The sequence below is a fragment of the Mesorhizobium sp. WSM4830 genome (assembly GCF_055811495.1).
The window spans coordinates 17,266-27,898 of the sequence record NZ_JBVVQI010000052.1 but is presented as its reverse complement, the minus strand read 5'-3'; the positions used below and the strand labels follow the sequence as shown (position 1 = coordinate 27,898).

6 protein-coding genes and 3 pseudogenes are annotated in these 10,633 nt (G+C 60.4%); 3 read left to right on the top strand and 6 right to left on the bottom strand.

All coding sequences use genetic code 11. The annotated features are described in order from the left end of the window. Together AC0L2Y_RS32820 and AC0L2Y_RS32815 are read right to left on the bottom strand one after the other, a co-directional pair. Positions 1-172, bottom strand: a pseudogene (locus AC0L2Y_RS32820) (OmpW/AlkL family protein); the annotation flags it as partial. Positions 173-508: 336 nt separating this feature from the next. Next, positions 509-2,599: a prolyl oligopeptidase family serine peptidase gene (locus AC0L2Y_RS32815; RefSeq protein ID WP_473562120.1), complete on the bottom strand. Its 2,091-nt coding sequence runs from the start codon at positions 2,597-2,599 to the stop codon at positions 509-511. 1,237 nt (positions 2,600-3,836) lie between these two features. On the opposite strand from AC0L2Y_RS32815, the pseudogene AC0L2Y_RS32810 reads away from it, so the two are divergent. Both AC0L2Y_RS32810 and AC0L2Y_RS32805 read left to right on the top strand, forming a co-directional pair. Beyond that, positions 3,837-4,127, top strand: a pseudogene (locus AC0L2Y_RS32810) (transcriptional regulator domain-containing protein); the annotation flags it as partial. A gap of 115 nt (positions 4,128-4,242) precedes the next feature. Continuing rightward, entirely contained in the window at positions 4,243-4,758 is a 516-nt protein-coding gene (locus AC0L2Y_RS32805; RefSeq protein ID WP_473562119.1) for a DUF2285 domain-containing protein, read from the top strand. A gap of 548 nt (positions 4,759-5,306) precedes the next feature. Here AC0L2Y_RS32805 and AC0L2Y_RS32800 read toward each other — a convergent pair. Next, positions 5,307-5,756, bottom strand: coding sequence for an aminotransferase class V-fold PLP-dependent enzyme (locus AC0L2Y_RS32800; RefSeq protein ID WP_473562118.1), 450 nt, complete (start codon positions 5,754-5,756; stop codon positions 5,307-5,309). Between the two features lie 524 nt (positions 5,757-6,280). Continuing rightward, positions 6,281-7,054 (bottom strand): HAD-IIA family hydrolase, encoded by a 774-nt coding sequence (locus AC0L2Y_RS32795; RefSeq protein ID WP_473562117.1) that lies wholly within the window; start codon positions 7,052-7,054, stop codon positions 6,281-6,283. 257 nt (positions 7,055-7,311) lie between these two features. Here AC0L2Y_RS32795 and AC0L2Y_RS32790 point away from each other — a divergent pair. Beyond that, positions 7,312-7,761: pseudogene (locus AC0L2Y_RS32790) on the top strand (IS701 family transposase); the annotation flags it as partial. A gap of 254 nt (positions 7,762-8,015) precedes the next feature. On the opposite strand, the gene AC0L2Y_RS32785 reads toward AC0L2Y_RS32790, so the two are convergent. Together AC0L2Y_RS32785 and AC0L2Y_RS32780 are read right to left on the bottom strand one after the other, a co-directional pair. Beyond that, positions 8,016-9,473 carry an NAD-dependent succinate-semialdehyde dehydrogenase gene (locus tag AC0L2Y_RS32785; protein WP_473562122.1) on the bottom strand — a complete coding sequence of 486 codons (1,458 nt, stop codon included), beginning with the start codon at positions 9,471-9,473 and terminating at the stop codon, positions 8,016-8,018. A gap of 402 nt (positions 9,474-9,875) precedes the next feature. Then, positions 9,876-10,598, bottom strand: a complete 723-nt coding sequence (locus AC0L2Y_RS32780; protein ID WP_473562116.1) for a hypothetical protein — start codon at positions 10,596-10,598, stop codon at positions 9,876-9,878. Between the last annotated feature and the right edge of the window lie 35 nt (positions 10,599-10,633).

Sequence of the window (10,633 nt, the reverse complement as noted above, 5' to 3'; positions counted from 1 at the left end):
CATAGGTGGTGCCGAGGATAAGCTCGGCTGCGACGTTGTCCGTGAAGAAATACGAAATATCGAGTTCCGGCGTCACGCTGTTGGAATACGAAAGACCGGAGCCGGGCACCGCGTTAACGTAGCCCGAATATTTCCCCGATGAGCGCAGGCGGATCTGCCAAGAGCTTGGCGCTTAGGTTGGTGTTGTAGAGGCATGGGTAAGGGGGAGGGGGAGGCGGAGGCGGAGCGACGCACCACGGGATTGGTGGATCGTCCGCCGCTACAGACTGCTGTGCCAGCAGCATCAGGACGACGGCTGCTGCTACTCCCCGCGCCAGGTTCATTCGCTTTGTTGCCATGGTATTTCTCCTTGCTCTTCAGAAAAGTAGACTGAACTGAGTGTCTGGCTCTATTGGTTGAGATCGACAGAGCGCTGGCGCATTTTGCGCAAGCAGTGCCCGCATTATTTTCACCTTTGTTGCAGCCATGGACCTGTACTCGTAGTTTGGTTTTGTCGGGCTCTCGGGCGTCAATAAACGATATCGGCGTGCCAGCCGATCGCGCTGCGAAGGAAATTGATGCCAAGACTAGTGAATGCAGCGCGCTCCCGATTGTCCTTGCCGTAGCCGTGTCCACCCGCGCTGGGCTCGTAGAAGTAAGCGGGATAGCCAAGAGCTTGCAGTTTTGCGGCCATCTTACGCGCATGGCCCGGGTGGACGCGGTCGTCGCGTCTCATGGTGGCGAGCAGGATAGGCGGATAGGGCTGTCCCGGCGTGGCAGTGTGATAGGCGGAGATTTCCTTCAGGAAAGCCCAATCGTCAGCATTGTCGGGATCGCCATATTCGTCGATCCAGCTCGCGCCCGCCAAGAGCTTGGTGTAGCGGCGCATGTCGACAAGCGGAACCGTGCAGAACAGCGCGCCGAAATGCTCAGGATAGCGGGTAAGCATGTTGGCGATCAGCAAGCCGCCATTCGAGCCCCCCTCGGCGGCAATCCGCCTCGGCAGCGTAATGCCCCTTAGCACGAGGTCGGCGGCAACGGCGGCGAAATCGTCATGGGCGAGACGCTTGCCCTCCCTGCGCCCGGCATCGTGCCAGCGGGTGCCGAACTCGCCGCCCCCACGGATGTTCGCCTCCACACACGTGCCCCCGCGCTCGAGCCACAGCTTGCCGAGCCAGGAGTTATAGGAGGGCAGGAGCGATATGCCGAACCCGCCGTAGCCGGAAAGGTGAACCGGGGCATCTCCGTTCCCCTCCGCCGGTCCGACCTGCGTATAAGGGATCATCTCACCATCGATCGAGACTGCCTCGTGGCGTGTGACCACCAGCCCGGATGCGTCGAAATTCTCCGGACTGCGCTTCAGGATTACTGAAGCGCTGAGAGGCGGCGCGGCGTTGAGATCGAACAGGAAAAGCTGCGGCGGGGTGATCGGATCCTGCGCGCAAACCAGGACCTCTCCATTGGTCTCGTGATCTTCCGCGTCGAGTGACCAGAGGTGAACAGCCCCTTGCCCCGGCACGGCGTCCAGGGCTCGGCGCGTCCATTCCTGCGGGCCCGGGGTGAACACCTCGAATCTCGGAACGAGGTTCGCCAGGTAGGCGATAATGAGCTTCCCGTCATTCCAGAAGTATGACTGCAGGGAGCGCCTCTCGGCCGGTTCAAACAGGGTACTAAAACGACGCTCGCCAGCGATGAAAGAGGAAAGCGAAATGCCGATCAGCGCGTCGGCGCAATAGGTCGTCCCGCCAACCGTCCATGCTTTGCGCGGCTTTACCGCCAGCCAATCGCCGAAGCTGGCCGACCAGGCGTCCTTGGGAAGGCCGATCTCAATTTTCGGCCCGCTTCGATCGCCAATGCGGACTATCTGCTCTAACCCGGCCAGCTGCTCAACGAACCACAGGCACTCGCTCTCGGCGGTACGGTCCCGATGGCCAGACACGCCGAGGGTTTCGGAACCGGTCTCGAAGATTACCGGCGCGGTGAGGGGATCCGCGCCGCGCTTCCACAGTCGCACGGTGCGGGCGTAACCGGAGCGGGTGGCCATGCCCCGACCAAGCGCACTGGAAAGCAGAAGCGTGTCAGGGTCCAGCCAACTAATGCGGCCTTTGGCCTCGGGGAGATCGAAACCGTCGGCGACAAAGCTCAGAGACCCTAAGTCGAATTCGCGATGCACGACCGCATCGCTGCCGCCGCGCGACAGGCGCAGAACGGCTCTTTCCCGTCTCTCCGGCTCGATCGAAGCACCACTCCAGATCCAGTCCTCTCCGTCGCTAGCCGCGAGGGCATCCAGATCGAGCAGTAGCTCCCATTGGGGATCCGCCTTCATGTAGAGGGCAAGAGTGGTCCGGCGCCACAGTCCTCGCGGATTGCCAGCATCTTGCCAGAAATTGTAGAGGTATTGACCGCGGCGCGTGACCAGGGGAGTCCGGTCGGGACGATCGAAAATCACTGTAAGCGCCGCACCGTCGCGCTCGAACTGCGTTCCACCGAAGTGCTTCAGGGCCTTTGCCGACTGGCCGGCCGTCCACGCAAGTGCCCGTTCGCCTTCTACATCTTCAAGCCAAAGATGGGGGTCATCGTCAGGCGCATTCAGCGTTGGCCGGAAATCGAATTCGCTCATGTCCGGACAACCGGACGAATGAAGGCGCAATGGCTTCCATCTGCTCGGGTACGCTGAGTGCTTGCGGGGGCGCCCGCATGTGGGAAAACTGTGATCATCAGTGGGTTCTTCTCAGTCGGTGCCGCGTCGCAGTGCTTTTGCGTATAGGACTGCATCCGTCGTGCCAACTGGGAAAATCGTTACGGAACAATGCGATCTCTCTGGAGCGTTGTGTCACATGTCCGACATTGTCGAGAATCCGACAACGAGCGCACCGCGCAATCACCCGATCGACCTCCTGCGGGGAGTTCGGTGACGCCGCGGAGAGCTCAAGCAGGGAAGCTCACAATGAACTTGGTTGGCCCCTGACATCTTCGCTTCGGAAGGCTTCTCGCACAGGGATTCAATGGCAGACATCATGAGGCGATGGCCGCCGTGAGCGACCAGCCGGCTGCCTCTGTTGCTCTCTAGAGGCCACCAGCGGCAACGAATCGGAGATCCGAGGAAGGGATGGAGCGCCGCTTGGCCGAGCTGATGGTTATCCAACCCTGCCAGCAAGCTTGGCCTGAACCGTCCCGTTGATTGCATTTTTAAGTCTGCCGTTCGCGCCAGCAAGCTGCGTTCGAACGAACACATGGGAGTGGTCGCGAGCTACATTCAGCTGCTGGCGACCGTCGTTCAATATGCAAGGTACGATAGGGTCTGGAGACAGGGGAAGCTCCGGCTCGGCGTACTACCAATGCGAGACGGCCAATGATCGGCGGTCTTTGGCTGGCGCTGCGAGTTGTACGCCCGCACCAAAGGCAGCCTGGGACAAGTCTGTCTGGAAAACGGCTGCAGCAGGCGCAAGTGGCCCCCGGCCGCACTCCATCTCCATGCCGCTCGCAAAACCCGGGCGTGAGCACCACCCCAAAAGCAATTGCGCGCCTCGCCGGATCGTTTGGCGCGCCCACTGAACAGTCGGCTCAACCTGTACACCTATACAGGCTGCCATACCCTGAAACTTGGCCTCCAATGGCGGAAATTTCCCCCGAGGAGACCTGCCAATGACTGAGCTTATAGCGCCGGCGCTACGACAACTTTCCCACACGGAGCGTGCAATCCACCGCTGCGCGACTGCGCCTTTAGGCCACGTCTTGACCGGCGCAGGAGCCGCTCACCGCTGTTCCCTTGGCGTGCTCCGCCCTTGCTGGCTGTCGCTGCGCGGGTTCGACGGCCTGGTCGCTATTTGCGACGCCTTACGCCATCGACAGTGCCAATGGGACACGCTTCGACGAAATGCCGCCAACGACCTCAGGTGCCTTCGCCGCCGTTGTCTTGCCATGTGGCATGGTGTTTCGACCTCCCTGCGGGCGGGCAGGGGAGCACAGTCATGCCTACAGCTCTCGTGACTGTGACGGACGAGGCTGATTGGCGGGACGAAAGATCATACGATTACACCGCTGGTCTGACGCCGCGCGAGTGGGCCTGGGAGTTCTTACGCCGCAATCCAGCATTCCAGCGTGATGTGACGGCTGCGAGCCAGCAGGCCAATATTCTGTCTCAGCAACCCTTTCGCGACGTGGTCGCGTCGGCCGGTGACCTGTCGCGCTGGGGTGTCCTGTTTCGCCGAGTCCTATGGGCGAAATTCGCTCCTATTCTGGTCTCCGATCTGGTGCGTCCATGTGCTGCCGGTCATCGCAGAACAGCTGTCAGCATCGTGGGCGACATTGCCGTTCGATCTCTCGGCATTGCCATGTCGTGCGACGGTCCTGCTGTCGCCCGACAAAAGCCAGCATGTTCTTCTTCGCCATACGGAGCATACGCTCCAGCTCGCCGTCTCTGGCGCGGACATCTTGCACCCTGTTTGCCTCCGTACCGAGGCGATCTGGCCAGCAATGCTTTCGAAGCCCCGCCTGAGGGCGCTCGAGTGCCTCAATGCTCTAAGTCTGGGTCAACACCTGCCCGCCCGCTTGTTTCCGCCGGAAAGACGCGGTCCCCGTTTGACCTTCGTTCTTCGTGCGCTCGACGGTTCACTTGCTGGAGCGTCACATCGCGAGCTCGCCGAAGCGCTGGTTGGTCAACGGCGCGCCGATGCCGACTGGAGGGATCCTCGCAATCATCTGCGCGACCGCATTCGCCGCGCCGTCTCTCGCGGCCGCGGGCTCATGAATGGAGGGTACAGAGATTTCCTTTTTTAAAAGGTGACAGTCCGCCCTGTGCGTCATCGTTCGAAGCTAAAACCCGTCACCACCGATTGGCATGGTCGACATGGCAGCCAACGGCCTTCGCGGGGGCGCTCTGGTTGAGGCCAATCGATGCCAAGAGGCACGTTCGCATTGTCCGATAGCAGACAATGGCGAGTACGCAACGTACAGGAACCTGACCCTCGGGTGTTTTTAAACGCGTTTTGACGTGGCATGGTGTATGCTGGCTATTCAGCAAAACGCGCGGACTGAGTGGTTCCACCTCCACGAGAGTCGCTGAATTACGCCACCTCCCAAGGCGTACCCGGCCCGGCAGCGAGCTCAGTCTCCTGCCGGGCATGCGTGTTCAGACGCACTCGCGTTTGGAACTTCAATTAGAGGCGCAATGTTTCGCGTCCGGCTATGCGGACTGGTGCCGAAAGGCAGTCGAGGAGGCGGAACTTGTCGCTGCGTCTGCTATGATTACGTGAACGAAGCGCAAGGGCTAGAAGAATTGTCAGACTTCAAGCGCGGTCGTTGTGGCTCGGTATTCACGGCAGCGACTATTTCGGCCATTGCCAACTCGAGATCCCTTTGGACAATGTGGAAAGGTTCACTCGCAGCGTAGACTTAGCATCTTCATAGCTGATCCCCATCGTCGTTAGCATATGCGACGGAGCGGTGAAGCCAGCGCGGCAGGCGGAGCCTGTGGACAGACAGATTCCGCGCCTCGCCAGGCGCTCGACAATCGCATCGGCCTCACACCACGTGATGATCAAAGAGCACGTATTTGGAAGGCGCGGTGCTCGAATCCCATAAAAGCGTACTTGCGGCAGGCGGATTGCCAACCCCCGTTTAAACTCGTTTCGACGGGCTTCGATGCCACTCGCTACACGCAGCCGCCGAGCCGCCTGTTCCGCAGCAACGGCCAGTCCGGCGGCTGCTGCGCTGTTCAGCGTCCCGCCCTGTCGCCCGTCCTCCTGTTCACCATAAAAAAGCGGTTCGAGGCGCAACCCTCCCTAAGGTGCAACGCGCCCACGCCTTCGGGCCTTGGAATTATGCGCCGAGTAGGGAGAGCAGATCGACTTCGACGAACTCGTCCTCAGATCGATGGGTATACGAGCAACAACCTGCGTGGCGCCCACGTGTAGCATCACCTCCGGAGCGAGGCGGCGACGATATCGGTCAAAACTCCAATGGGTTGAACGACACCCGTCTCGTCCTTCGCAGCATGACAGAAACGAAGGCGGTGTCGGGCGTGAGTGTCGCAGCGAACGCATCTGGCTCGATCCAACCTGACCCATTCGCTGGACGTAGCCTACTTCGGCGCGTGAGACTCTTCGGTCCAAGACTCTTGCTTCATAGAGGCCAAGATCGGCCTGCATTGGGCTACATGGGTGTACTTCGACTAAGCTGTCACGCTTATAACTTCTTTTCTGGATGCGGCCAGCTGTTCCTCCAGATAATTGCCCAGGTTGACGGCTGGCATTAGGAACATAGACGGAGCGTTCGGTCTTCGTGTAGGGGTGCGTTCGGCTTATTGGTTCACGATGATCTGGCCCAGATCGGCAAGGCACTCGACCACGTGGTCCGGTCTGAATGGAAACCGCTCTATGTCAGCCAGTTTCGTCACCCCAGTAAGCACAAGGGCTGTCTTCAGGCCCGATTCAAGCCCGGCGAGCACGTCGGTGTCCATGCGGTCACCGACCATGATGGTATCGACAGCTCGCACTCCTAGCCGGTCGAGCGCGTTGCGCATCATGAACGGGTTCGGCTTCCCAACGAAATAGGGCTGACGGCCGGTGGCCTTCTCGATCAGCGCTGCGATTGCACCGCAGGCCGGATGGGAGCCCCGCTCGGTCGGGCCAGTCGCATCCGGATTGGTGGCGAGAAAGCGCGCGCCCTTCGCCACAAGCTCGGCGCCGGTTGCGATCTGCTCGTAGTGGTACGAAGTGGTGTCTCCGAGGACCACGAACTCCGGGGCAAACTCGGTTATCCGGCAGCCTGCCTGCCGCAGGGCCTCGACCAGACCGTGGTCGCCGATGACATAAGCAGATGATCCGTGCTTTTGCAGTTCCACGAACCGCGCAGTGGCGAGCGCCGATGTGTAGATGTGCTCTGGCTGCACGGCGAAGCCAACTGCTCTTAGACGCTCGGCATGATCTTCGGGCGTGAAGCGCGAGTTATTGGTGAAGATCTGAAACGGCTCACCCTTAGCGACTAGCCCGGCGACATAGTCGACCGAGCCAGCAATCGGTTGCCCGCCCCGGACCAGGACCCCGTCCATGTCGAGCAGATGCGCTACAATCATTGGATCTCACCCCTCAATGTCTCTCGTGGATGCGCGGCCTGGGCACGTCTAGTGTATCTTCTCCAGGCGAGAATGCCGGCGACTGTACCGATTCAGAGCGATGCGCGAAGGGCGCTCAATTGCTTGTGCGGCAATAAGGAGGTTGCGGCGTAAAAACTGTCGTGGCGTCATCCGCTCGCCGGCGGACGCGCTGCACCGTTGGGTTGACGACATTCGCTGTGTCAGTGCATCTGATGGACGATCGTATGGAGGGAAGCATGTCTGTCGCTTCGTGGTCAGGGTCGTTGTTGGCTTGGGAGCAGGAGCTCTCGGCGCTGAAGGCGCGGCTTGGGCGGGTGCTTCCTCGTCGTGAGCTGCGAGATACGGGCGCAGATTTCCTTGACGGCCTTCTTTCCGGCATTGAGCGCAAGACGGGCTGGCTGAAGGCCCGAGCAGTCCGGAGCGGGGCGGCCCTGTCGGATGCAGTCGCTGTTGGGGCGCAGCCACTGGGATGCTGATCGGCTCCGAGACGAGGTTCGCGATTATGTGGTGGAGGCGTTGGGCGATGAGGATGCGTCCTGATCGTCGATGAGACGGGCTTTGTGAAGACGGGCGATCGTACCGCCGGTGTGGCGCGTCAGTACTCGGGAACGGCGGGTCGGATCGAGAACAGCCAGATCGGCGTGTTCTTGGCTTACGCGAGCCGCTACGGCCAAGCGCTGTTTGATGTCGGCTTTCCATCGGAGCTGGACAAAGGATCGGGCGCTCGCCGCGGTGGGATAGGGTGAGCAACGTACCGTCCGGTACCGCGCCTTGGCTCGTCGCCGTCGAGGCGGTTCAACGTAGTTGGGCGCTTAGATGCATACTTAAGGCGCGCAGGCCGGCGCGATAGACGACCCGAACCAGCCGCAAGAAGGTTCGCAAAGCGCTCGATCATCCCTTTGGTTCATTCTGCGCCTGACATGTCCATCCACATGAGAGATCAGATTCCGCCTATGCAGAGGTATTTCATTTCGAGGTAGTCTTCGAGCCCGTGGCGGGACCCCTCCCGTCCGATGCCGGACTGCTTCATCCCGCCAAAGGGCGCCGCTTCCGAAGACATACGCCCCGTGTTGATGCCGACCATGCCATATTCCAATGCCTCGGCCACGCGCCAGACACGCTTCAGGTTCGAGGCATAGAAATAGGCGGCGAGGCCGTAGATCGTGTCGTTGGCCTCACGCACAACCTGATCCGCCTCGTGGAAGCGAATGATCGGCGCCAGCGGCCCGAAAGTCTCCTCTTGCGCAACCGCCATGATGCTGGAAATTTCGGTGAGGACTGTTGGTTCGAAGTAGGTGCCATCCTTGCCGATACGTTCGGCCCCGCATCGAATTGTGCCCCCTTTGGCAACGGCATCTGCAATGTGGGACTCGATCTTGCGCATAGCATGGATGTCGATGAGCGGTCCGATGTCCACTCCGGCAGCGAAGCCGTCGCCAACCGATAAGTCCCGGACTTTCTCTACAAACTTCTCGACGAACTCATCGTGAACGCTCGATTGGACGTAAAGGCGGTTCGCTGAAACGCAAGTCTGGCCGGCGTTGCGGAACTTCGCCTGGATCGCGCCGTCAACGGCAGCGTCGATATCGGCGTCATCGAAGACGATGAAAGGGGCATTGCCGCCGAGCTCGAGGCTAACCTTCTTGATCTGATCGGAGCACTGGCGCATGAGCAGCCGGCCAATCTCAGTCGAGCCTGTAAAGCTGATCTTCCGGACCTTGGGATTGGAGCAGAGTTCGCGTCCAACGCCATCAGCTTCGGACGCATAGACCAGGTTGACGACGCCGTCGGGAAATCCGGCCTGGTGCGCAAGGGCAAACATTGCACCTGCCACGAGCGGCGTCTGTTCAGCAGGTTTGAGCACGATCGCGCAGCCCGCCGCCAAGGCCGGCGAGATCTTGCGCGCCACCATCGACGCTGGGAAATTCCACGGGGTAATCGTGCCGACTACACCGATGGGCTGCTTGATCACCAGCATGCGACGGTCTGTCGACGGTGCGGGGATCGTCTCGCCATAGACGCGATTGGCTTCTTCGGCGTACCATTGCAGATACGCTGCCGCATGCGAAACCTCCGACCTGGCTTCGGCAAACGGCTTGCCCATCTCTGCAGTGAGTATCGCGGCAAGATCGCTGGCGTGGTCAGTGATCAGCTCATGCCATCGCCACAGAACGTCACTGCGTTCTCGGGCGGTCAACCCCGCCCATCCAGGCTGCGCGACATGGGCCCTATCGATCGCAGCGCGGGTCTCCTCCACGCCCATGTCGGGAAGTTCTGCCAGCACTTCGCCGCTCGACGGGTTGAGGACCACAAATGTCCGCTCGCTAACCAGCGTGCCGAGTGCCGGCAGACGATCGATGGCGCCAAACAGGTCAGGGGATTTCAGGTGGCGCATCATCGCCAGGCACAGAGGCAATACCGGATTCCTCTCAAACGCAGCGGATATGTATCTCGGCAGGGCGTCGGTATGTACTCCGCACTTGCGGGTTGCTTATAGGGCCTCGGCCAGACGGCTGGTAGACCATCCCACTCAACTCGAAGGGAGGTTTGAACCCTGCTAGTCGATTGTTGGCGGTTCCACAATTCCATACATACCCTGGTGCCAGAACCCAGGCGCAGGAAGGGATTGCGCTGTTCCTACTCGCAAAACTACTCGTGAAGCGGCGCTTTATGAGATAACGGAGATTGCTCCCGGCCGACGCTCTTTCGATGGGGTGAGCACCCACGGCCGGGGCGGCGACGGAAGGAGTTGTTGGTGATGAACGGGCTCTGGGCCGATCTGCCGGATGGAGAAGCGACGCTAGCTAAGAATGTGGATTCCAGCGTCTGCCAGGAGGCCTAGCAGCCGATCGTTTTCGGCTCGCAAGTCGTTCGCGAGTTTCTCAAGCTCGCCGGCCCGGTTCTGGGCCTCGATGTACTCAAGCTCCGCTTCAATCCAGGCCTGCTTTATGCCGACAAGTTGAGCCTGTAGAGCCAACCAACTGGCGGAACGCTCTGAATGCTGGTGCCTGGTACGGTCCTTGAGGGAAAAATAACGCCCGGATTTGACCCTGCGGAGAACGCGCTTTATCAGCTTCTTGCAATGCGCCTTCTGCTTTTCCCGCAGGAGGTTGCCGCCCTGTTTCTCGAGAAATCGCTCGCTGAGCCCAGCCCGCTTCAGAACATCCGCTATCTTTGGCGCGCCGGCGGAGAATGGATATATGCCATTGTGCTGCTTCACATCGGCAAGAATCTTCCTTAGCGCCCACTTAATCCGCTCAATGCTGGCGAGCTCCCGAGTGTGGCAAACGGTCTGTCCGCGCGTATACGAATAAATCGCCCTTCCGACCTCGGATGGCACCCTGGTCAGCTTCGATGTCACATCGAACGTCGGGCGAAGGCCTCGATCGGCTCGCCACATGAGGTAGAAGGTCGCTTCGTCCGCTCGTTGGTTACGAGTTGCAGGGTCAACAGTCGGTCGCCGCAGTGAGGGACGAAGTGACGGCATTTCGTCCTGATATGAAATGATGTCCTCATAGCTCATTCGGTCCACGTCGAAACCGCTCGCGTCTGTCCAGT

Coding starts and splice junctions, on each gene's coding strand:
- AC0L2Y_RS32815 (WP_473562120.1), bottom strand. CDS start 2,599: ATGAGCGAATTCGATTTCCGGCCAACGCTGAATGCGCCTGACGATGAC.
- AC0L2Y_RS32795 (WP_473562117.1), bottom strand. CDS start 7,054: ATGATTGTAGCGCATCTGCTCGACATGGACGGGGTCCTGGTCCGGGGC.
- AC0L2Y_RS32785 (WP_473562122.1), bottom strand. CDS start 9,473: ATGATGCGCCACCTGAAATCCCCTGACCTGTTTGGCGCCATCGATCGT.
- AC0L2Y_RS32780 (WP_473562116.1), bottom strand. CDS start 10,598: ATGAGCTATGAGGACATCATTTCATATCAGGACGAAATGCCGTCACTT.